Origin of the sequence: Herbinix luporum (assembly GCF_900070325.1) — a bacterium.
GTDB lineage: Bacteria > Bacillota > Clostridia > Lachnospirales > Lachnospiraceae > Mobilitalea > Mobilitalea luporum.
Genome location: NZ_LN879430.1, coordinates 2,056,193 through 2,080,868, shown reverse-complemented (window position 1 = coordinate 2,080,868; position 24,676 = coordinate 2,056,193). Strand labels below are relative to the sequence as shown.

Annotated in this window: 20 protein-coding genes and 1 other annotated feature; of the genes, 17 read left to right on the top strand and 3 right to left on the bottom strand. The window is 34.4% G+C overall.

The features are described 5' to 3' along the window. Window positions 1-68 precede the first annotated feature (68 nt). The 8 genes from SD1D_RS09620 to SD1D_RS09585 all read left to right on the top strand — a co-directional run bounded on the left by SD1D_RS09620 (window position 69) and on the right by SD1D_RS09585 (window position 11,804). Window positions 69-3,530, top strand: a complete 3,462-nt coding sequence (locus tag SD1D_RS09620; RefSeq protein WP_058258712.1) for a DUF5717 family protein — start codon at window positions 69-71, stop codon at window positions 3,528-3,530. Window positions 3,531-3,564: 34 nt separating this feature from the next. Next, on the top strand, window positions 3,565-4,821 hold the full coding sequence (locus SD1D_RS09615) for a DUF5716 family protein (RefSeq protein ID WP_058258711.1): 1,257 nt from the start codon (window positions 3,565-3,567) through the stop codon (window positions 4,819-4,821). 34 nt (window positions 4,822-4,855) lie between these two features. Next, window positions 4,856-5,686 (top strand): tetratricopeptide repeat protein, encoded by an 831-nt coding sequence (locus tag SD1D_RS09610; RefSeq protein ID WP_058258710.1) that lies wholly within the window; start codon window positions 4,856-4,858, stop codon window positions 5,684-5,686. A gap of 20 nt (window positions 5,687-5,706) precedes the next feature. Further along, the gene (locus SD1D_RS09605; RefSeq protein ID WP_058258709.1) at window positions 5,707-6,876 is read left to right on the top strand and encodes a hypothetical protein; all 1,170 of its coding nucleotides are present in this window, start codon (window positions 5,707-5,709) and stop codon (window positions 6,874-6,876) included. 87 nt (window positions 6,877-6,963) lie between these two features. Beyond that, complete coding sequence (locus SD1D_RS09600; protein WP_242955213.1) at window positions 6,964-7,143, top strand: DUF6472 family protein; 180 nt, start codon at window positions 6,964-6,966, stop codon at window positions 7,141-7,143. Between the two features lie 61 nt (window positions 7,144-7,204). Next, window positions 7,205-7,437, top strand: a binding site (T-box leader). A gap of 63 nt (window positions 7,438-7,500) precedes the next feature. After that, entirely contained in the window at window positions 7,501-10,161 is a 2,661-nt protein-coding gene (locus tag SD1D_RS09595) for a valine--tRNA ligase (RefSeq protein WP_058258707.1), read from the top strand. Window positions 10,162-10,380: 219 nt separating this feature from the next. After that, on the top strand, window positions 10,381-11,139 hold the full coding sequence (locus SD1D_RS09590) for an SDR family oxidoreductase (protein WP_058258706.1): 759 nt from the start codon (window positions 10,381-10,383) through the stop codon (window positions 11,137-11,139). Window positions 11,140-11,321: 182 nt separating this feature from the next. Beyond that, window positions 11,322-11,804, top strand: coding sequence for a methylglyoxal synthase (locus tag SD1D_RS09585; protein WP_058258705.1), 483 nt, complete (start codon window positions 11,322-11,324; stop codon window positions 11,802-11,804). A 111-nt stretch (window positions 11,805-11,915) separates the two neighbouring features. Here the strand turns inward: SD1D_RS09585 and SD1D_RS09580 are convergent, their stop codons facing one another. Then, window positions 11,916-12,797 (bottom strand): LysR family transcriptional regulator, encoded by an 882-nt coding sequence (locus SD1D_RS09580; protein WP_058258704.1) that lies wholly within the window; start codon window positions 12,795-12,797, stop codon window positions 11,916-11,918. A 311-nt stretch (window positions 12,798-13,108) separates the two neighbouring features. Here SD1D_RS09580 and SD1D_RS09575 point away from each other — a divergent pair, with 311 nt between their 5' ends. Then, on the top strand, window positions 13,109-16,894 hold the full coding sequence (locus SD1D_RS09575; RefSeq protein WP_058258703.1) for a phosphoribosylformylglycinamidine synthase: 3,786 nt from the start codon (window positions 13,109-13,111) through the stop codon (window positions 16,892-16,894). A gap of 137 nt (window positions 16,895-17,031) precedes the next feature. On the opposite strand, the gene SD1D_RS09570 is transcribed toward SD1D_RS09575, so the two are convergent. Further along, window positions 17,032-17,811, bottom strand: coding sequence for a hypothetical protein (locus SD1D_RS09570; RefSeq protein ID WP_058258702.1), 780 nt, complete (start codon window positions 17,809-17,811; stop codon window positions 17,032-17,034). Between the two features lie 142 nt (window positions 17,812-17,953). Continuing rightward, complete coding sequence (locus SD1D_RS09565) at window positions 17,954-18,385, bottom strand: ATP dependent DNA ligase (RefSeq protein ID WP_242955212.1); 432 nt, start codon at window positions 18,383-18,385, stop codon at window positions 17,954-17,956. A gap of 79 nt (window positions 18,386-18,464) precedes the next feature. Between SD1D_RS09565 and SD1D_RS09560 the strand changes: the two genes are divergently transcribed. The 8 genes from SD1D_RS09560 (at window position 18,465) to SD1D_RS09525 (ending at window position 24,633) form a co-directional block, all read left to right on the top strand. Next, window positions 18,465-18,767: a hypothetical protein gene (locus SD1D_RS09560; protein WP_058258700.1), complete on the top strand. Its 303-nt coding sequence runs from the start codon at window positions 18,465-18,467 to the stop codon at window positions 18,765-18,767. Between the two features lie 50 nt (window positions 18,768-18,817). Next, window positions 18,818-19,846 carry a M42 family metallopeptidase gene (locus SD1D_RS09555; protein WP_058258699.1) on the top strand — a complete coding sequence of 343 codons (1,029 nt, stop codon included), beginning with the start codon at window positions 18,818-18,820 and terminating at the stop codon, window positions 19,844-19,846. Window positions 19,847-20,084: 238 nt separating this feature from the next. Next, entirely contained in the window at window positions 20,085-20,459 is a 375-nt protein-coding gene (locus SD1D_RS09550; RefSeq protein ID WP_058258698.1) for a GntR family transcriptional regulator, read from the top strand. Window position 20,460: 1 nt separating this feature from the next. Then, entirely contained in the window at window positions 20,461-21,324 is an 864-nt protein-coding gene (locus tag SD1D_RS09545; RefSeq protein WP_058258697.1) for an ABC transporter ATP-binding protein, read from the top strand. Then, window positions 21,321-21,974: an ABC-2 transporter permease gene (locus tag SD1D_RS09540; RefSeq protein ID WP_058258696.1), complete on the top strand. Its 654-nt coding sequence runs from the start codon at window positions 21,321-21,323 to the stop codon at window positions 21,972-21,974. Before SD1D_RS09545 ends, SD1D_RS09540 begins: the two co-directional genes overlap by 4 nt. A 69-nt stretch (window positions 21,975-22,043) precedes the next feature. After that, a complete protein-coding gene (locus SD1D_RS09535) occupies window positions 22,044-22,508 on the top strand; it encodes a hypothetical protein (RefSeq protein ID WP_058258695.1) in 465 nt (154 codons plus the stop codon). A 239-nt stretch (window positions 22,509-22,747) separates the two neighbouring features. Continuing rightward, a complete protein-coding gene (locus SD1D_RS09530) occupies window positions 22,748-23,701 on the top strand; it encodes a helix-turn-helix domain-containing protein (protein ID WP_058258694.1) in 954 nt (317 codons plus the stop codon). Continuing rightward, on the top strand, window positions 23,683-24,633 hold the full coding sequence (locus SD1D_RS09525) for a helix-turn-helix domain-containing protein (protein WP_058258693.1): 951 nt from the start codon (window positions 23,683-23,685) through the stop codon (window positions 24,631-24,633). The genes SD1D_RS09530 and SD1D_RS09525 overlap by 19 nt, the downstream gene beginning before the upstream one ends. Window positions 24,634-24,676 lie beyond the last annotated feature (43 nt).

The window sequence follows — 24,676 nt, the reverse complement described above, 5'->3', positions numbered from 1 at the left end:
CTAATAATATTGTATTTTATTATAAACCTTTATAAATAAAATGCAATTACCATACATGAGGTGATAATTTGAAGGAAAAGATAGAACAAATCGCTAGAGGAGAATTTGATTATGACCTTCCTTTCCTTCGCCTATCTGTAGATAGAATTAATATTAATGTGGAAGCAGATAAAAAGTACGAAGGAAGCTTTATTATCAGTAATAGTGCTAACCGGTCTATGAAAGGGGTTTTATATTCATCAAGTCCTTTAATTAGCTTTACTAGGCAGACCTTTAGTGGCAAGGAAAATACTATTACATATCTTTTTGATGCTTCTTTTTTAAATCCATCGTATAAAGTTAGTGGTAATATTACCATTGTTAGTGACTGTGGTGAGATGAATCTTCCCTTTACCGCACATATAGAGACAAGAACTATAAACACCTCAATAGGTAAGATTAAAAATCTGTTTGAGTTTACCAATCTTGCAAGGCTTGACTGGGCAGAAGCTATAAAGGTTTTTGCTTCGGATGAGTTTGAGCGGATTATCTTAAAAAACGAAGAAAAATATCATGTCATTTATCGTAATCTTTTAAAAAGCAATTCAACCGGCCAAGCTTTAGAGGAATTCTTAATATCAGTAAACAAAAAGTCAAGAATTAACCTTAGTATTGATAGAACAGCATTGGAATATGAGATTGATGGAGAAGATGTGTCAGATAAACTTGTTCTGACAAAGAATCAATGGGGAAGTACTGAGATTAGAATTAGTACCGATGTCCCCTTTATTCAGCTTGATAAAAATCAACTTTTGACTGATGATTTTATAGGAAATACCCATGAGTTAAAATTTAAAATAAATGCTGCCACTCTTCATGGGGGTAACAATTACGGAAGTATATGGATTAAAACTATCTACCAGACTATTAAAGTTGACCTAATCTGCAAAAAACATAAAGAAAATACCGGGAATAATACAGAAAATAAAAACCTCAAAAAAATAAAATATGATTACACTAAAAATTATCTAGATTATCGCCTAGGCCGTATTAACCTTACTAAATACTCACGGGATACAAAATTATTGTTATCCAAGTTAAAGAATAGTAAAGATAGCATTTTTGTTAAATTAGTTAATTTACATCTGGCCATACTTACTGAAAATAATCCCTTGGCTTCTCAGCTGCTAGAAGAGCTATCCAAGCAAGAGGCTGAAATTAAAAGTGCTTCTAGCTTAGAATATTGTGCTTATCTTTATCTATTGAGACTTTATCGGAAGGATGAAAATAATAGCCCTTATGAAAGAAACAGAAATTATATACTTAAAGATATAAAAAAGCGATTTGAAGCAGGCTCTTTTTCCCCATTACTATATCAGGAAGCACTTTGCGTATATATGGAAGAACCTTATCTTTTACGGGAATTAGGGGATTTTGAAATTCAAGTACTAAATTATGGCATAAAATATAAATATGTAAGCAAAGAATTAGCCCTTCAATATACTTATCTTGCCGGCAGGCTAAAATTCTATCATCCCCTAGTTTTTAAGGGACTGGTAAGCCTTTATAATACATATAAAAAAGACGAAATTCTTTCATCTATTTGTAGCCTATTGATTAAAGGTTATAAAACTGATAATAAGTATTTTCAGTGGTATAGCCGGGGGGTAAATGCACAACTTCGTATTACCCAGCTATATGAATATTATATGTATTCTGTGGATGAGAGTAGGATGGATCCCCTTCCTCAGCCTTTACTGATATATTTTGTTTATAACAGTAGGCTTAATGATAAGAAAATGGCTTACCTATATGCCAATATAATAAAAAACAAAAAAGCTAATGATCATATATACCATTTATATTATAAGAGCATGGAGGTATTTGCTCAAAAGCAATTAGAGGCAAAGAATATTAGCCCTAACCTTTCAATTATTTATAGAGAATTTATTTATAAAAAGGAACTTAACCAGTACTTTAACAAGTATTTACCTGATGTAATGTTTACCCAGGAGCTATATTGTGATAATCCCAATATTGTAAGTGTAGCTGTTGCTCATAAAGAACTGGATGAAGAAGTCATAGTGCCCCTTACAGAAGGCAGGGCATATATTATGCTTTATACCAGGGAGGCTAATATTTTTCTTCTTGATTCCTTTGGAAATCGTTATGTTACTTCAATAAAATATACTTTAAAACCTCTGCTTAGTCCCAGGGAATTTAAAGTTAAGTATATGGATTATGAAAAACATCCTAAACTGCTTTTATATCTCTTTGACCATTACAGGACTAACAGGGTAGTAAGTGAAAAATCCATTGCCCTAAGAAAGCAAGTTTTATTGATGCCAAGCTTAAAGGAATCATATTATGTAGACTGCCTTTTAACTTTAATAGAATATTATTATGAAAATTATAATGGGGATTTGTTAGAACATTATCTTTTAAAATTAGACCTAGCTAAGGTAAATGTAGCCCTTAGAAAAAAATATCTGGAATATATGATAATACGGGGGTATTATGACAAAGCTTTACATGCCCTAAGTTACGTTACAATAGAAAGCATTCCCATAAAAATGCTTTTGAAATTATGTTCCGGATGGATCAATAATTCAGGATATGATATTAAGGAGGACTTATTAGTCTTTCTGTGCCATTATATATTTACTCAAGGAAAATATGACAAAAAAATTCTTAACTATTTAGTAAAATATTATAACGGTAGTACCATGGACATGATCAAGCTGTGGAGAGGGTCTAAGAACTTTGAAATAGATACTTATGAATTAGAGGAAAGGGTACTGGCACAGGCTTTATTTAGTGAAAACACTCTTAAAGAGATTTTTGGAGTATTTTTAGAATATTACCCTAAAGCCAAGAACCATCTGCTAGTAAGGAGCTTTTTAACCTATTACTCATACAAATACTTAGTTCATGACCTAGAAATCCACAAAGAAATTTTCTCCATAATACGTAGGGAGCAAAATTACGAAGAAAATAATATCAGCCTTCTTGCTTGGCTTAAATACAGCAGCAATAATACTGAATTTACCGAAGATGATATGACTTTTATTTCATATAATATAGACCGTTTTGAAAGGCAGGGGCTAATCCTTCCCTTTTTCAAAAAGTATAAAAATGTTATTAAGCTATCCTGTAAAATAACCGACAGGTTCTATGTGGAATATAGGGCTAATCCTAATAGTCAGGTTTTTATCCATTATCGACTTTTAACTGATAATGCTAAGGATAAATACATAACTGAACGGATGTCTCATATGCTTATGGGAATTTGTGTAAAGGATTTTATCTTGTTTTATAATGAAGAGTTGGAGTATTATATAACCGAAGAAACAGAGGATGAAATCCATAAGTCAGAGACCTTTAGATTACGGTATGAAGATGATGGTCAAATAGAAGATTCTAAGTACAACCGTATCAATATGATGTTAAATGCCCTAGAAAACCATAGGGATACAGAGTTGCTAGATATGATGGCCGATTATATAGAAACAGAATATATAATTAGAGAGTGCTTTGAGCCTTTACCATAAGAGATTTACTATACCATTAGATAGGGAGAGTAAGATGAATAGTCCAAGGAAATTGATTGTTGGCTACGATCTGTGTGACGATTATTCTCAGATTAGCTGTTTCAGTTATAAAACCTTTGAACCAATACCAATAGGCCCAGATGAGGATGAGGATAATCCCCTTATTCCTACAGCTCTTGCATTAAATGAAGCAGGAGTTTGGGTTTATGGTAATGAGGCTATTTCTTGTGCCCAAAATGGCTCAGGCATACTGGTGGACAAGTTACTTACAAAATTAAAAAATCAGGAAGAGCTGAATTTTCATGGGCAAAGTTATAGTGCAGTAAAATTACTTGAAAAATATTTTAGAAGGACTTTAACCTTGCTTAAAAGTTACTTTCCTACAGAAGTTATTACCAAACTGGTTGTTACAATTAGTGATATGGATCCGGTGATAATAGAAGGTATCTATGAGGCCTTATATATGCTTGGTATTGAGAAAGATCGGGCAGCTGTAATAAGCCATGGAAGCAGCTTTATGTATTATGCTCTAAGCCAAGACAAAGAACTTTGGTTAAATGATGTGGGCTTGTTTGATTTTAATGAAGATGGTTTATGCTTTTATAAGATAGACATTAACCGCAGGTTAAATCCTATGGTTGCAGTATTGGAAAAAAGAGATTTTTCAGAAACCCTTAATTATTCCATATTAAAAAGCAAAAACATCGATTTAAGTTATACCTTTGAAACTATAGCAAAGACTGCATTATATAAGCAAATTATATCAACCTTGTACTTTACCGGTAGAGGTTTTCAGGGAGATTGGCCCAATGAAGTGATAAAAAGCTTGTGCCCAGGTCGCAGAGTTTTTATGGGACAAAATCTTTACACTAAAGGAGCTTGCTATGGGGCAAAGGAGTTGTCCGGGGATAAAAAACTAGACAATATAATCCTTCTTGATAATGATATGATTACATCTTCTATATGGATTAGGGCATATCTTGATGGTAATATACAAGAACTTTTACTTACAGAGGCAGCCCTACCATGGTATGAGGTCAATAGTGAAATAGACCTTATACCTGATGAGACTTGGGAGATAGAAATAATATTTAAAAATGTTATGACTAAGGAAATTATCAGTGAGAGAATTCCTATAAATCTTCCTAAGAGGCCAAATCGCATGACTAGGCTTAGAATAAATATATCATGTATTGATAAATCAAAAGTCAAATTAACTATTACAGATTTAGGATTTGGAGACATGTATCCGGCTACGGGTAATAGTGCCGAATATGTAATTGAAATATAAATAAGTACTAACCTAGATAAAGTGAGGATTAGGCATGGGAAAATTAATTCTTTGCAGAGGTAGATTAACCGACAGGCCTTATGTGCTGCCTATTACAGGTTACAGGATTTATTCCATTGAAGAACTTTGCTATTACATTTATAATAATATTTATTTTATTAATGAAAATCTGTTTACTGATTCATTAATTGATTGGATTAAAACTGAGCTTTGCCTTCCTGAAAGAGCAAAGAAACTTAAATCTCTACAAAGGGAGAGGGCTGATTTAAAATCTTTAATTACCGTGGTACTATGCAGTGCTGATTATTATACAGAGCAGGAAATAAAAAAGCTGCTGGCAGCAGTGGATGAAATCAGGTCAATGCCTCTTGCAAAAAGGTGGTATAAAAAGGCCAATAGTTATTTGCTTAAAAAACAGTATGGGCAGGCGGCTATGGAATACGAAAGACTGCTTATATCTGATGAGGCGGTAAATTTGAGCCCTAAAGATTATGGAGACCTTCTGCATAACTTAGCCCTAGCAAGGCTTCATATTAATGGACCGGAGCGGGCCTCTGAATTATTTTTGCATGCTTATGAACGTAATCAAAGGCAGGAGAGTCTTATACAGTATCTATATTGTATCTGGCTATGTAAGGGCAGGGAGGCTTTTAATGAAAAAATTCTGGAGTATAAGGTAGATGTAGATCTTAGGGATAAGATTGTATTAAAAATGGAGCAGTTATCTAGGGAAGCTAAACTGTGTAAATCTATGAATGAAATTGACAGCTTAAGAAGGTTAAAAAACACCCAAGAAGAATCAGCACTTGAAGAAAGATTTAGGAAGATTATCGATGGATGGATTAATGAAATCAGAAGGATGTAAAAGTACAGGAGATTACAATAATGGGATGGCTAAGAAATCTATTTAAAAAGACGGATAGTGTAGATACTGAGAAAATCCATGAGCAGATACAAGAGGACATAAGAAGCAATACTTATGTTGATAAAAGGGGCTTTATTAAAGAAAACTGTGAGATAATTGCTGAAAGCAGTCGCCAGATAGATGAGGCTAAGATTGAGTATCAAGCAGTTACATCATATCTTAATGATATGCAGAAAATTGATTTAATTCCAAAGGAGCAAAGAGAAAGTTTAGAAGAGGCTGCTAGAAATATAATAAATCTTAATAATGAAAGAAAACGATACCAAAATAGGAAACATAATATAACAGATATTCAATATCGCTTATTTGAGCGGGATGAGATGCAGATTCCTAAAGAATTAACTTCAATTAGGGAGGCTGAAAGTTACCAAACCAGTATTGATGAAGATATTAGACATCTTGAACATGAAAAGCAAAGCTTACTTGAACAAGAGGATGATATTAAAGGCAAGCAATCTTTCCTTAGGGGAATTGCCATAGCTACCTGTGCTATAATTATTGTCCTATTTATTATCTTTGCTTTATTATCAGGTAAGTCCGGATCTAATATGACCTTACCATTTTTATTAACGGTATTAATGGGAATGGCCTCAACCCTCTATATATTTATGGAGGCTAGGAAGAATGCCCATGATATTAAGATGGTTCAAATAATGCTTAATAAAGTTATTGTCCTTTCTAATAAGGTGACAATAAAATCAGTAAACAACCGAAACTATCTGGACTATATATATAGCAAATATATGGTAGATAATTATGAGCAATTTAAAAGTCGCTGGGAAGAGTATGTTAAGTTAAAAGATGAAAATAAAAGGTATCAAAATAATACTGAACTTTTAGAATTTTATAACGAAATCTTGATACGGGAATTAAAAAGATTTCATATTGCAGATGCGGATATTTGGATTTATCAACCATCGGCTATTATAGATAGAAAGGAGATGGTAGAAGTAAGACACCGACTAAATGTTCGTAGGCAAAAATTAAGGGAGAGAATGGAGGCTAATCAAAAACAAAAGGATGAAGCCATTAAGGCAATTACTTCATTTATAATTGCACATCCCCAAAGAAAGGAAGAGGTGTTTCGTATTTTAAATGAACACCATATACCTCTAGATATTTTAAAATAGGAATATTATATAATAAAGGAATTTAAAGCCGTAAGTTTATATGTTATCCTAGATTAATATCTAATAAAATATTAAGGAGGGATGGAGTTGGCTAATTCAAACTGTGAATACTGTTCAAATTATGAATATGATGAATACTATGAATATTATACATGTACAGTAAACTTAGATGAGGATGAGATGAGTAGATTTCTTAGGGGAAATTATAAAGATTGCCCTTATTTTTCATATAATGATGAATATAAAATAGTGAGGAGACAAATGTAATACAAAAAACACTTGACATATTTCGTAACTTTGAATACTATAGTAGTAATCTTTTAAAATGGCAAATGCGTTGACAAAGAGGAGTAGGTAAGTAACACTTAACAGAGAGGATCATTCACCGGCTGAGAGATGATCTATAAGCAGTCTTACTGAAGGTAGCTTTGTAGCAGCGTTTCTGAAGCCTTATTATAAATTTAAGGTGGGTAGGAAATGCCGGGAAGTCCCGTTATAGACATCAGAGGTGGCTTTTATAAGCCATAAATAAAGGTGGTACCACGGTTCTTCGTCCTTTGAGTCGAAGAACCTTTTTTGATGGAAATTTAATCGTAACTATGATGAAAGATAGGAGAGATTATCATGAAAAAAGAACTGGCAAAAACCTATAATCCCAAGGACATTGAAGGCAAATTATATCAGAAATGGCTGGATAAAAAATATTTTCGTGCTACTGTTGATAGGAGTAAAAAACCTTTTACAATAGTAATACCACCCCCAAATATTACAGGGCAGCTGCATATGGGTCATGCCTTGGACAATACCTTGCAAGATATTCTTATAAGGTTTAAGAGAATGCAAGGATATAATGCCCTGTGGCAACCAGGCACGGATCATGCCAGTATAGCCACAGAAGTTAAGATTATTGAACAGCTAAAAGAAGAAGGTATAGAAAAGCAGGACCTTGGCAGAGAAGGTTTCCTTGAAAGAGCATGGCAATGGAAAGAAGAATATGGTGGCAGGATTATATCCCAGTTAAAGAAGCTTGGTTCTTCATGTGATTGGGATAGAGAGAGATTCACCATGGATGATGGATGTAACCATGCGGTAAATAAGGTATTTGTGAAGCTTTATAATGAAGGTTATATCTATAAAGGCTCAAAAATAATCAACTGGTGTCCCGTATGTCATACATCTATATCAGATGCGGAAGTTGAACATGAGGAGAGGGAAGGACATTTTTGGCATATTAAATATCCCATTGCAGGAGAAGATGGTTATGTAGAAATAGCCACCACAAGACCGGAGACCATGCTGGGAGATACTGCCGTAGCAGTTCATCCGGATGATGAAAGATATCAACATTTAATCGGAAAAAATGTTATTCTTCCTATTGTTAACAAAGAGATACCGGTGATTGCCGATACCTATGTTGATAAAGAGTTCGGAACCGGTGTAGTTAAGATTACCCCTGCCCATGACCCTAATGACTTTGAAGTGGGACTACGGCATAAGCTTCCCGAAATCAATATTATGAATGATGATGCAAGCATTAATGAAAATGGCGGTAAGTTTGCCGGTATGGATCGTTATGAAGCCAGAAAGGCTATAGTAAAAGAATTGCAGGATTTAGGCCTATTAATAAAAGTAGAAAACCATATCCACAATGTAGGTACCCATGATCGTTGTAATACAACTGTAGAACCTCTAATTAAGCCCCAGTGGTTCGTTAAGATGGATGAGTTAATTAAGCCAGCTATAGAAGCTGTAAAATCCGGTGAGATTGAAATTATTCCTGAACGTTTTGAAAAAATATATTTTAATTGGACCAATAACATCAGGGACTGGTGTATATCAAGACAATTATGGTGGGGACATAGAATACCGGCTTATTATTGTGACGGCTGCGGAGAAATAATAGTATCCGAAGAAGAACCTTCTAGGTGCCCCAAATGTGAAAGCAGTAATCTAAGACAGGATGAGGATACTTTAGATACCTGGTTCTCATCTGCCTTATGGCCTTTTTCTACCTTAGGCTGGCCTGATAATACAGAGGATTTAGATTACTTTTATCCTACAGATGTATTAGTAACCGGTTATGATATTATCTTCTTTTGGGTTATCCGTATGGTGTTTTCAGGATATGCCCATATGGGGAAAAAACCTTTTAGCAAGGTATTAATCCATGGTTTGGTAAGGGATTCTCAAGGTCGTAAAATGAGTAAGTCCCTGGGTAATGGTATTGATCCCCTTGAAGTGATTGATAAATATGGAGCCGATGCTCTTCGTTTTACTCTTATTACAGGTAATGCTCCCGGTAACGATATGCGCTTTTATTGGGAAAGAGTTGAGGCCAGCAGAAATTTTGCCAATAAGGTATGGAATGCTTCCCGCTTTATTATGATGAATCTAGAGAAAGCAGATTTATCGACAACTATTGATGAGAAGCTCCTAACACAGGCAGAACGCTGGATAATATCCAAGGCAAATACCTTAGTTAAGGAAGTTACAGATAATCTAGATACCTTTGAAATTGGTATTGCTGCACAGAAAATTTATGATTTTATCTGGGAGGAATTCTGTGACTGGTATATAGAAATGGTTAAGCCCAGATTATATAATGATGAAGATGATACAAAGCTGTCTGCACTTTGGACATTGCAGCATGTACTGACTACATCCTTAAAACTTCTTCATCCATATATGCCTTTTGTAACAGAAGAAATCTTCTGTACCCTTCAAGAAATGACAGGGCTAAAAGAAGGTGAATCCATTATGATATCTTCCTGGCCTGTTTATAATCCTGACTGGGAATTTATTAGGGATACAGAGAGTATAGAACTGATAAAAGAAGCAGTAAAAGGTATCCGTAATGTAAGGTCCCAAATGAATGTTCCCCCAAGCAGGAAGGCTAAGGTTGTTGTTGTTTCTGATAATGAACGTATCAGAGAGATTTTTACTGAGAGTAAAGTATTCTTTGCCACCTTAGGCTCTGCCAGTGAGGTTATAGTTGATAAAGATAAGACAGGAGTAAGTGATGATGCAGTATCAACAGTTATCCAAGGGGCTGTAATATATATTCCATTTGAGGATTTAGTAGATATTGATAAGGAGATTGAACGTCTAAATAAAGAAAAGGACCGTCTAGAGAAGGAATTAAAGCGGGTAAACGGAATGCTTGCAAATCCCAACTTTATATCTAAAGCTCCGGAAAGTAAGATTGCAGAAGAAAGGGCTAAACTAGACAAATATACAGATATGATGAATCAGGTTTTAGATAGACTAAAGAGCCTGAATAGATAAGTTAGAATAAGGCCACACTATTATTAGGGTTACCGGTAACTTACCAAGTTAGTAGTATGTTAGTATTACCAACTGGTAGTAAGTTATCGGTAACCTTTATTTAATGATAGTTATATTTTATAAAATATAATTATACAAAATTTAATTGACATAAATTAGATTTTATGGTAATATACAACTGAGTAACTTTTAATCCTTCTCTAAAAGGAGGTTGATACTATGAAACTTAATAATAAAGTTGCTATAATAACCGGTGCAGCTTCAGGAATGGGTAAAGAAATAGCCATTCTGTATGCTAAAGAAGGTGCCAAAGTTGTATTGTCTGATATTAATCAGGAGGCACTAAGTGACCTTGTAGATAAAATAATCTCTGATGGAGGAACAGCCTTAGGGGTATATGCCAATGTGGCTAAAGAGGAAGATATAAATCATCTTGTGGATATAACATTAGATAAATTCAAAACCGTGGATATCTTGGTTAATAATGCCGGAATTATGGATAATTTTGTTCCGGCTGCAGAACTTACTGATGAATTGTGGGATAGAGTTTTTAGTATTAATCTTACAGGACCTATGAGATTAATTCGCAAAACCCTTCCTATATTCTTAGAAAAAGGAAAAGGCATTATTATAAATAATGCATCAATCGGAGGCTTACATGGATCTAGGGCAGGGGTGGCCTACACTGCTTCAAAGCATGCCCTAATTGGACTAACAAAGAATATAGGCTTCCAATATGCCAACTTAGGAATACGCTGCAATGCCATAGCTCCGGGAGGGGTTAATACTAATATTAAAACCACCATGAATAATCCGGATAAATTCGGAATGGAACGAGCAATGGCAGGTGCAGCAGCAAATCCCAGATTTGCCGAATCGGAAGAAATAGCGGCAGTGGCACTGTTTTTAGCTTCTGATGATTCAAGTTTTGTAAACGGTACCGTAATAACTGCAGACGGAGGATGGACAGCATATTAATTTCATTAAATGTAACTTGAAATTAAATTCCTTATCCATTATTATAAATGTATCTAGATATTAAGTTGTAACTGCAAAGGATTTTATTCTAGATATTAAGTTGTAACTGCAAAGGATTTTATTCTAGATATTAAGTTGTAACTGCAAAAGATTTTATTAAAGAGACGGAGAGGAATTAAATTATGTTACAGGATGAATATATTAATTTTACAATTAGTAAACAGAAGCATATAGCCCTAATAGCTCATGATAGCAAAAAACAAGAAATAATTGAATGGGTAGAAGAAAATAAGGAAATATTAAAAAATCATTTCCTTAGTGGAACAGGAACAACAGCCAGATTAATTTCAGAAAAAACCGAACTTCCTGTAAGGGCATATAACAGCGGTCCTTTAGGTGGCGATCAGCAGATTGGCTCAAGGATAGTGGAAGGGAATATTGATTTTGTGATATTTTTCTGGGATCCCTTAGAATCTCAGCCCCATGATCCGGACGTAAAGGCCTTACTTCGGATAGCTGCTGTCTATGATATACCTATAGCCAATAATCGTGCTACGGCAGATTTCTTAATTACTTCAAAATATATGAGCGAAGAGTACGAAAGAAAGGTTATCAATTATAATAAAGTAATTAGTAGTAGATTGGATGAAATGACTAAGCATTAATATAGTTGTTTAAATATAAAAGAAGCTGTTTATTCAGATACCGCCACAAAGGTAGTTCCTGTAAAAAGGCAGCTTCTTTTTTGTGTTTTTATTAAAATACAAATATTAAGATTACAATTTGCTTGTTAGGCTATCAATAAAGTACCTGGCAGCATCAGATAAGGGGATATCTAAGTTATAAGCAGCAACCAGCTTACGGGAAGGGATTACTTGCTCGGTCTTTATAATGGCCAGTTCCTCCATATCCTTAAGGCAATAATCAGGCACAAAGGCAATCCCAAGTCCTATTCTTGCAAGATCAATTAATAAATCATTACTGGCAAGTTCTATGGCAGGTACTAAATCCAGTGAATTTTCTAAGAATAAATTATGCAAAAACATACTGGTAGTGGCCCTTTTTTCAAGCATTAATATAGGATATTTTTGAAGCTCCTGAAATGATATGGGATGATCATATAGAGGAAAGTCATCTTTTTTAGCTATAAAAACATCATGAAATTCTTTAACAGGTATAATATCCATCATGTCGTTTAATGCCTGATTAGGGGAATTAGTAACGATAATATCTACTTCATTACGTTCTAACATTTTGGCACATTGAAGGGAGGTACCGTTAGATACCTTGATATGAATATGAGGATATTTTAAGTGGAAATTATTTAGGTAGGGTACAAGATAATATCTGCAGATTGTATCACTGGCACCTATTCTTAATTGAACACCACTTTTGGGGTCAGCACAGAGCTGATTTTCACCCCGGGTTATAAGATTAATGGCAGGTTCTACATGTTTTAAAAGTAATTCACCTTCTTTGGTAAGAGCTACTTTTTTAGTACTTCGGATAAATAGCTGCTGATTCAGCCGTTTTTCTAAAGTTTTAATAGATTGACTGACAGCTGACTGAGATATAAATAAAGCTTCAGCAGCGTCTGAGAAGCTTAATGTTTTTGCCACATGATAAAAAACCTTATATAATTCATAATTTATATCCAAGACTGTTCCTCCTTTTTCAGAACATATATTAGTTTGACTAATAAAAGTATTTACATATATTAATTTTAATTATAAGATAAGCTATGATATAATGCAAGAAAATGATTAAGGTAATACTAGATGCATTAATATTGCATATGTAAAGCCTTATTGCAATTTATGGACTAAAGATATAAAAAGAAGTATACTTAAAGCAAAAGGCATACTAATAAAATTTGGGATTTCAAAAAGTATAAGAGATATATAATTAATCTATAAGTATGGCTAAAGTCTGTAACTATTATTTTAAATTAGAATAGGAGTGTTGCCCAATGAGCATGGTTAGAAGGATTTATGTAGAAAAAAAGGAACCATATAATGTCCGTGGAAAATTGTTAGCTAAGGAGCTTACCAATTATTTAGGTATAAATGGTGTAGAATCTGTTAGGGTACTTAATAGATATTTGATTGAAAATGTTAGTGAGGATAATTACAAGCTAGCAATAAATACAGTATTTATGGATCCTTCTGTAGATATTATTCATGAAGAAACTATTGATATTAAATCAGGGGAAAGAGTTTTTTCTGTAGAATACCTACCGGGTCAATATGATCAGAGGGCTGATTCTGCTGAGCAATGCATAAAGCTTTTAGATGAAAATAGTGAGCCCATTGTTCGTTCAGCTACCACCTATATTATTTCAGGTAATATTTCCGAGGAAGATTTTAATAAAATTAAATCTTATTGCATTAACTCTGTGGATTCAAGGGAAACTGAGGAAATAACCCCTAAATCCTTGATAACTAGGCAGGAAGAGCCAAAGGAAGTTGATATTCTTACAGGCTTTAAGGATATGGACAAAGAGGAACTAGAGAACTTGTATAATTCACTTAATCTTGCTATGACCATTGCGGATTTTATCCATATTCAAAATTATTTTAAAAATGAAGAAAACAGAGATCCTTCAATTACAGAAATCCGTGTGCTTGACACCTATTGGTCTGATCACTGCAGACATACCACATTCTTAACTGAGCTAAAAAGTATTGATTTTGAAGACGGATATTATACTGAACCCATTAAGGCAGCATATTATAACTATACTTCTGATAGAGAAAAGCTATATAAGGGCAGGGATGATAAATATATTTCCCTTATGGACATAGCAACATTGGCAATGAAAAAACTTAGGGCAGAGGGCAAGCTAGATGATATGGAAGTTTCTGATGAAATAAATGCCTGCACTATAATTGTACCGGTTGAAGTTGATGGGAAGACAGAAGAGTGGCTACTTTTCTTTAAAAATGAAACCCATAACCATCCTACAGAGATAGAGCCTTTTGGCGGTGCTGCCACATGCCTTGGAGGTGCAATCAGGGATCCCCTTTCAGGAAGAGGATATGCATATCAGGCAATGAGACTTAGCGCAGCTGCCGATCCCACACAGTCATTTAATGATACTTTAGAGGGAAAACTTCCTCAGAGAAAAATCTGTAGACAGGCGGCGGAAGGTTATAGTTCCTACGGTAATCAGATTGGTTTACCGTCAGGTCTTGTAGAGGAAATATATCATCCGGGATATGTGGCTAAGAGAATGGAAGCTGGTGCTATTATGGCTGCGGCACCCAGAAAACATGTAAAACGGGAAAAATGTGAACCCGGTGATCTTGTTATCCTTTTAGGAGGAAGAACCGGCCGTGACGGCCTTGGTGGGGCAACAGGATCTTCTAAAAGTCATACTACAGAGTCTGCCCAGACCTCCGGTGCAGAGGTTCAAAAAGGTAATCCTGCCATCGAGCGTAATATCCTAAGACTCTTTCGTAGACCTGAGGCCAGTATTCTTATAAAAAAATGTAACGACTTCGGTGCCGGTGGTGTATCTGTGGCCATAGGTGAACTGGCTGACGGACTTAGAATTAACTTAGATAAGCTTCCGACAAAATACGAAGGCCTAGACGGAACTGAACTGGCCATATCCGAATCCCAAGAGAGGATGGCTATTGTAGTAGATGCTAAAGATGCGGACACTATGCTGGCTTATGCTAAGGAAGAAAACCTTGAAGCAGTAGTTGTGGCCCAAGTGACAGATACTAATAGATTGGTAATAGAATGGAGGGGCAAGGAAATTGTAAACCTATCAAGAGCCTTTCTTAATACAAACGGTGCTCATCAGGAAGCTACTGCCTATGTTACTATACCTTCAGAAAAGGATAATTATCTAAAGAAGGGAGCCTTAAACTTAGAGGATAAGGCTAGTATCAAAGATAAATGGTTAAAGGTCTTGTCCGATTTAAACGTTTCTTCTAAAAAAGGACTGACTCAGATGTTCGATAGTTCTATCGGGGCTGCAACTGTTACCATGCCTTTCGGTGGTCAATATCAGTATTCACCTATTCAAACCATGGTAGCAAAGCTTCCGGTATTAGAGGGTAAGTGTGACAATGTATCCATGATGAGTTATGGCTTTGATCCTTATCTTTCAAGCTGGTCACCTTTCCATGGTGCTGTATATGCGGTAATATCTTCTGTGGCAAAAATTGTAGCTTCGGGAGGAGATTACTCAAAGATACGCTTTAGCTTCCAAGAATTTTTCCGTAGGCTTGAAAAGGATCCAAAACGTTGGGGTGAACCCTTGGCAGCCCTACTTGGTGCATATGAAGCACAGATGAAGCTTGAGCTTCCTTCTATCGGAGGTAAAGACAGTATGTCCGGTACTTTTAACGACATTGATGTACCTCCTACCTTGGTATCATTTGCTGTTAATATGGCAACAAGCAAGGATGTCATAACAACTGAGTTAAAAAGCCCAGGTAATGTACTTGTAAGATTCAAGCTTTCTAGGGATTCATTTGACTTGCCGGTATATGAAAAGTTAAAAGCCCTATATAGCAATTTATATAAATTAATGAAGGATAAGAAAGCTGTGTCTGCCTATGCCATCGGTTTTGGGGGTATTATAGAGGCAGTTAGTAAGATGGCTTTCGGTAATAAACTGGGAGTAAGTATTAAGGAAAACCTTGATGAAAGTGAACTTTTCCTACCTGATTACGGCAGTATTCTTATAGAAATGAAAAAAGATGATACACAGAAACTATCAGAGTATGGTTTTACAGCTGATGATTATGATGTAATAGGAGAAATTACACAAGAGGAAAACTTTAGATATGGCAGTGAAGTAATTACAATTGATGAAGCCCTACAAGCTTGGACAAATACCTTGGAAGAAATTTATCCCACTAAATCTGATTCTGTTAAAGAAGAAGTTTACACAAAGTTATATGACGCAAAAAAAGTATATGTAGCCAAGAATAAAGTGGCTAAACCAAAGGTATTTATACCGGTACTTCCGGGTAGCAATTGCGATTATGATACTTTTATGGCATTTAAAGCAGCCGGTGCAGAGGTAGAAAAAGTAGTATTTTCTAATATGTTCCCCGGTAGTATAAAGGAATCCATAGAGGCCTTTGAAAAAGCCATTAAAGAAGCACAGATTATAGTATTTTCCGGCGGTAATTTCACTGCAGAAATTCCTGACGGTTCCGGAAAATATACAGCCTTGGTATTTAGAAACGAAAAGATTAAGGAAGCAATGGATGATTTCTTAAATAATAGAGACGGACTTGCCCTTGGTATATCTAACGGTTTCCATGCCTTAATTAGATTAGGACTGCTTCCTTACGGAGAAATCAGACCGGTTAAGGAAGATACTCCTGCCCTGATTGCAGGAAATCTGGGAAAACATATAGCCAAATATGTTAATACTAAGGTTATCTCCAATGCATCTCCTTGGTTAATGAAGACCCAACTGAATAGTATATATACCCTACCGACATCCCACGGAGAGGGACGCTTTGTAGCCGGTGAGGAATTAATCAAAGAGCTATTTGAGAAGGGTCAAGTGGCAAGCCAGTACGTTGATCTAAATGGTAATCCTACTATGGATGAGGAATATAATCCACATGGTTCCTACTACGCCATTGAAAGTATTATAAGTCCTGACGGAAGAGTTATGGGTAAGATGACTCATCCTGAAAGAACAGGAGATTCTGTAGCCATTAATATTTATGGTAATCAGAATATGGGAATTATCGAATCCGGTGTATCTTATTTCAAATAAAATATAAGATATACAAAATGCAATATATATAAAATGTGATACATGCCTGAATCTATCATTTTATAATAGAAAAAGCTGTTCCAAAAAGTCTATAGACTATTTTGGAACAGTTTTTTATTATTTTCAAGGACCTGTTTTTAATTTATCTGACTTTCTTCTGTTAAATCATATTTTTCTACAATCTCTCCCTTTTTATTTAATAGTTGACAGGATGTAAGTTTAGTTTCTGCCGGAAAGAAATACAAAATAACATCTTCATCTTTAATATGATCCTTAGACTCTTTTCCCTCAGAATGAAAGATTTCTAAAGTATGAAAATCTGATGGAACCTTTTTATCAGTCTCGGTATCGAGGCGGGTTTTTTTAGTTATCCCAAAGAAAATATTTTCATTATGAAGCACCCCTGTATTAGGATAAAAGCCTGAGCTTATGGGTAACTCACCATCGATATATTCTAGAATTTCTACAGTATCATTACTTATCTCATATGAAACAAGATGTATACCATTGCAGCCTTCACTGCCAAGGGTTAAGATAAGACTATATTGTCTGCCACTATGTTCTTCAGTATGGAGTACGGTCATATTTTCACGCATCAGGTACCACCAACCATACACTTGGTGATATTTATCTAGTAGCATGGTTTCTTCCGGCTTTTCCTTACGTTTATACCCATAGCTTTCTAACATTCCTTCCTGCTCTAGATAGCTTGAGATATTAGTGTTTTTATCTAGTTGATGTTCTTTTACATATTCAACCTGCCATGGCTCCATCTTGTCAAAAACTAAGTCCAGTTGAAATTGCTTATCTGAGGAAGTAATATCATTTGGCGGTATGGGGGTTGAACAGGCATTCATAATAAATGATATAGAAATAATCAACAGAAAAATAGAAATGGTTTTATTTACCATTCTCATAATATTACACCTCCTTAAGACTAAGGATACCAAAACTCTATGTCTAGTCTATGAAAATATCCTTAATTTGTCAAGATTTATGGTAAAATTAGACTTTAAAAAGAATTGATAAAAATATTGTAGATTTTACTTGGATAATATCTTAAGGAGTATCTACTTGACAATCTAAGGGGTCTTTATCATCTCTAAATCCTTTAAAAACAGGTTGTCGAAGCATACCTTTTTCATTGGGCATAAATTCAACTACGCAAACCAGCTTAGGTTTTAGCCATACAGCATTTTCATTACCCGGAGGGGTATGGGCAAAAGGAGAAGAAGGCAAAGTTTCGCATATTGATAAATCCTTATATCTTACACCTAGGGTCACATGACCTTTATATATTAATTCCCTTCCTTTGTATTGTCCTAGGATAATGCTGGTGATTCCCTTCTCCTTTATAATATAACCACAGATTACAAAATCTTCATCTGCTAAAAATTTAAACTTAATCCAGTCTTTGGTTCTTTTGTAAAAATAATTCCTTTTATAAGGGGTTAATAGGACAATTATATGCATAAAAATGGGTTTTTTCAAAAAAATTTACAAATCATATAATGTATTGTAATATATAATAAACTGGACAATATTGGTTATTAATAAGGGAGATGAGAAAATGGTTAAAATTTTAATTGGACTTGCAGTCCTTCAAATTATTATGGGTTTATGTGCTACGATTTTTGCCAGCTTACCGGTTTTTTGGATGGGTTTAATTAGCAGTATAATATCAGCCATATTAATTGTTGCCCTGGCAATTATTTTAAGTAATCAGGAAGATATATTATATAAGCTTGAACAGCAAGAAGAGAGATTAAGAAAATTATCTAATAATGAAAAGAAAGTATGTACAAAGTGCAATTATTCCTATGATATTGATTACAAATCATGTCCCAACTGTGGTAAAATACAAGAGAACTAATTGACAAAAAATTTTCATAATACATAAATTTTAGGAAGGATACTAGCAGGATGAACACTTTAGATTACATAGTTAAAACAACAGAAAGATTGGTTAATATACCAAGCCCTTCTGGCTTTACTAAAAAAGTGATGGATTTTGTGAAAGAGGAAGCTAGAGCTTTTGGTTATGCTTGTAGTATGAGCAGCAAGGGTGGCTTAATTATAAGGGTAGATGGTAGGCAGGAGGAAACCATAGGATTATCTGCCCATGTAGATACCTTAGGAGCCATGGTAAGATCCATAAACAGTGATGGAACCTTACAGTTTACTATGGTGGGAGGATATACCATGCATAGTGTGGAGGGCAGCTATTGCAAAATTCATACCAGGGACGGTTTGGTCTATACGGGAACTATATTAATTAAAAGCTCATCAGTCCATTCATATGATGATGCCAGAACCATGGAACGGACTGAAAAAAATATGATAGTACGGATTGATGAAATTGTACACAGCAAAGAAGAGGTTCTTGCCCTTGGAATTAACAGTGGGGATTATATCAGTTTTGATGCAGATTTTGAGTATACAAAAAAAGGATTTATTAAATCCAGACATCTGGACGATAAGGCCTCAGTAGCAGTACTTTTGGGAATGTTAAAGGAGATGTCTGAAAGCAAAAAGATTCCCAAAAAGACTGTAAAAATCTTAATCAGCAATTATGAGGAAGTGGGATTTGGAGCCAGCTGGATACCGGAGGATATTAGTGAACTTATTGCTGTAGATATGGGAGCTATAGGGGATGATTTGAACGGTTCAGAATATAAGGTATCTATATGTGCAAAAGATTCCACCGGTCCATATGATTATGAACTGACCTCTCAACTGATATCCTTGGCCAAAGAAAACCAAATTGATTATGTTGTAGATATCTTTCCTAATTATGGATCCGATGTATCGGCAGCTTTACGAGGGGGCAATAATATCCGTGGAGCCTTAATAGGACAAGGGGTCCACTCATCCCATGGGATGGAAAGAACCCATGTAAAAGGCCTGGAAAATACCTTAAAGCTGCTTAAAGCTTATCTGGATTTAAGATAATTTTATAAAATTAATAAATAAGATAAACTTAATTTACTTGTAAATAATGGTGTCATTCTATGGTTTCGACCAATGGATGATACCATTATTTTTGTAAAAAATTATAAAGATATTGACAGTATTTCATGATGGTGGTATAGTGTATATAAACGGTATATACACTATACCCATTTTATTATCGAGGAAAGGAGTATAATCCAGGAAATAATATGATGATAATTGGGTTATAAGAGAAATAATGAATATTATAATCAGTAATTCCAGTGATAAACCTATTTATGAACAGATAAGAGCACAAATAAAACAAATGATTATTAGTGGTGAGCTTCAAGCAGGGGATCAGCTTCCCTCTATGCGGATGCTTGCAAAAGAACTAAGGATAAGTGTAATTACTACAAAGCGAGCCTATGAGGATTTAGAAAGGGATGGTTTTATCTATACGGTGGTAGGTAAAGGTAGCTTTGTAGCAGAAAAAAATATGGAATTTGTCCGGGAAGAACAACTAAGGATTGTTGAGGAACATTTAAGTAAAGCAGTAGAGGGAGCAAAAGCAGGAGGCATAAGCTTAGATGAATTACAGGAAATTATCAGAATGATTTATGAGGAGGAGTAGGATGAATGCAATAGAGTTAGAAAATGTTTCAAAAGCTTACGATAATTTTACATTAGATAAAATCAGCTTCAGTGTTCCTTCAGGAACTATAATGGGCTTTGTAGGAGAAAATGGTGCAGGAAAAACAACCACCATTAAGGCTATTTTGGACTTAATTCATATAGATGAGGGAAGTATCCGTATATGGGGTAATTCATCAAAAAATCTTTCAAAGGACATAAAAGCACAGATAGGAGTTGTGTTTGATGGAAGTAATCTTCATGAAAATCTTACCATAGAAAATATTAACAGGATAATGATAAGCATATATCATAATTGGGATCAAAAGAAATTTTACAACTATTTAACTAAGTTTAAGCTTCCTAAGAATAAAAAAATTAAAGATTTTTCCCGTGGAATGAAGATGAAGCTTTCCATAGCAATAGCTCTTTCTCATAATTCAAAGTTATTAATCCTTGATGAAGCCACCAGCGGTTTAGATCCTATGGTACGGGATGAAATATTGGATTTGTTCTTAGAATTTATACAAGAAGAGGATCATACCATATTCTTGTCTTCCCATATAATTAGTGATATTGAGAAAATAGCCGATTATGTCACCTTTATACATGAGGGAAGGATTGTTTTTAGTGAAAACAAAGATGAATTAATATATAGCCATGGTATTATCCGTTGCCCCAATGAATATGTTCCAATGATTGACAAAAGTTATATCGTAGGAATTCGTCAAAATAGCTTTGGAGCTGAAGTTATGATAAAAAATGCGGATATATTTAAAAGAAGATACAGAGAATTTAGTCTGGAAAAGACATCAATTGAAGAAATCATGTTATTTATCAGCAGGGGAAAGGGGGCGGATGTATGATTGGATTAATAAAAAAGGATCTTTTAAATATATATAAGAGTATTAAATTAATTGGAGTTTTAGTTATATTTTATGGTTTTATAGCCTTTATAGGTAATAATCCCCAAGATTTTAGCGCAATATTTATTTTTATTTTTGCAATGCTTATGCTAAGCACATATTCTTATGATGAATTAGCACAATGGGACAGATATGCATTAACCATGCCCTTGTCAAGAGATAATATAGTTCAAGCAAAGTATATCATGATGATATTGATAGCTCTTATGGGTTTTTTAGTTAGCAATATCTCCCTGTTAGTTTTAAATAGGATTACTAAGGCAGATTATATTTTTCAAGGTATAGAAATTTCTGCTGCGGGATCAGTAATTATAATCGTATTTTATTCTATTATAATACCCATAATAACAAAATTAGGAGTAACAAAAGCTAGAATATATTTTTTTGCTATATATATGGTACTCTTTATGTCAGGATCCTTTGTATTTAAACGGATTAAGGATAAAAATTATATCCCTCCAAAAGAGCTGCTTGATTTATTTGAGCTACTAATTAAGAATATCTATGTAATAATACCCTTACTAGTACTTCTTATATTGATAATATCTTATATGATTTCTATAAAAATTTATCGAAAGAAGGAGTTTTAGTTAGCACACCTTTTTGCATATTGCTCATAAAATATTATGTGAATATATATGCAGAAAGAGGTAAATTTATTGAACAAGGATCAAAATAATAGGGCTGATAGTAGTTGGGAGTCAATGAGATATCAGCAATTCGTCCCAAGGTTTCCTTCAGGAACTCCGGGGCAAAGACCCTCTGAGCCATCAGGCCCTCCGGGATTTGGATCACCGGGTCAGGGAAGACCTAGCGGTCAACCGTCATCGCCTCCTCCAGGTTTTACTCCACAGCTGCCCCGTGAAGAACAGCAATTATTATCTGAACCCTCGGGATTTCGTGGACCTTTTGGTGGAACAATTATAAATTTACGTAGACGCCCTAGGGATTTACGGGGATGTTTAAACCGTTTTACCTATATATGGCTTTTTAATGGTAACAACTTCTGGTTCTATCCGGTTGTTATTGGACGTAATATTGTAGAAGGTTTCCGATGGAGAAGAAATAGGTGGGAATACGAAAGAATTAATATTAATAGAATATTGTTTCATCTCTGTTATTAGTAGAGATAAGAAAAGTATCGGCATAGTTTGGTTGTATTACCGGCTATGTCGATTTTTTTGTAGATTGAACATGAACAAAGATTTAAACTTTGGTGTGGTCTTTTGTGATTCTTGGATTAGTTTGTTGATAAGATTTTTTGTTTGTATTATAATGCAAAATGATGTAAAATATTATAAGAATAAATATACATCCTTAAGTATCAACTCGAATACAGCAGAAATTACAAAGGAGTAAAGATATGTTAAGAGAAATGGAAGTCGATAACAATAATATAGGTACAGCTATTCAGTATTTTCGTGAAACTTATCATATCTCTCAAAATAGGTTGTGTAAAGGAATTTGCTCTGTGGCTACTCTATCAAGAATAGAAGCCGGAGAAAGGGATGTAGATTCTTTTATATTAGAAATGCTTTTGGAACGTTTAGGTAAGGTTGCAAATCAATTTGAGTTGATTCTTACGGATTTCGACTATGAGGCATATCAATATAGAACAGAGATAAATAACCGGATTAAAGATAAAGATATTGAGGCAGCATATGAATTAATCCAAAAATACAGCGATCTTACTAATGACAAAGGATCCCCCCATAGGCAGTTTATAATGGTAAGTCAGGCTTTACTTAATGAATTAGAAGGAGGAAAGCCAGAAACAACAATTGATTTACTGATGAAGGCTATATCTTGTACGGTACCTGACTTTAATATCAATGAAATAACAGATTATTTTCTTAGTAAATCAGAATTTAATATTATTATTGATATATTACAGAGAATGATATCTATAGGAATGAACGATAGTGCCCATAAGGTGCTTAATCAGGTTATAGGTTATCTTTATTGGCATAGTCAGATGGAGCAAAATAATAGACTTTATCCCAAGGTGGCAGTTATAGCAGCTAGATTTTATATGGAGCAAAAGCAACTAGATAAGGCCTTGGATATATGCAATTTAGGAATTCAGATGCATAAGGGATATTATAAGATGGAGAGCATTGGCGAACTTTTTTATATTAAAGCCCAGATTACTGAAATCAAGTTAAAATCTGAAGGTAAATGGAAGGAAAGCAAAAAGAAAGAATGTCTGAAAATGTACTTGCAGGCATATTATACTCTAAAATTTTGTGGAGATAGTGATGTAGGAAAAATCAAGAAGCATTTAGAGGAGGAGTATCAATGGGAAGATATAGATTAGGTGATATTATCCGTATGACTAGGAAATCCCTATCAATAACCCAAGAACAGTTATGTTCAGATATATGTTCTGTTGAAACCTTATCTCGTATAGAGACCGGAAGGCAAAATCCTAGCAAGGATGTATATGAACTTTTAATGGAGCGAATGGGCAGAATAAGAGAACGTGCTTATTCCATGCTTTCAGTATCTGATTTTCAAGTATTGGAAAAAACCAGAAAGTTTGAAGAATGTATATATGTATATGATTATCATAGAGCAGAATATATTCTAGAGGAGATTGAAAAGAAGTTGGGAGGAACTAACCTTGACAAACAGTTTCTATTACGAGCGAGAAGCTTAGTAAATTATAGGTTAGGCCGAATTTCAACTGAAGAATTTCTTGAAGAACTAATAAAAGCAATCAGAATTACTATTCCTAACTATGGTAAGATATCCCTGGCAAATTGGCCTCTTACTTATAATGAGACAGTATTGATTTTAAATATCTCTACAGCATATTCAGAAAACAATGATTATCAAAATAGTATTAGAATCCTGCAAGAAGTATATAGTGCATTAAAACAGAGTTATATAGATGAAGAACATAGGATACTAATGCAGATTAGTATTATACAAAATATGTCAAAGTGGTATGGATTATTGGGAAAGTATGAGAAAGCTATTGAAACAGCTTTAGAAGGAATAGAAATTTGTAAAAGGTTCAAAATAGGTAATGCACTCCCAATTCTATTGTATAATTATGTCTGGAACAAGGAGAAGTTAATAGAAAAGGGAGTGCTATCACCGGAGAACAAGAGAGAATGTATTAATTATCTAATACAAGCCTATTATATTGCTAGTGCAATGCAACAATCATATATGGAAGAGTTTATAAGAAGTCATATAACTATGTATTACGGTGTTGCATACACCTTGCAGTATATAATATAGGCAATTAAGAAGTATCCAATATTATGATTTGTACTATTTAAAT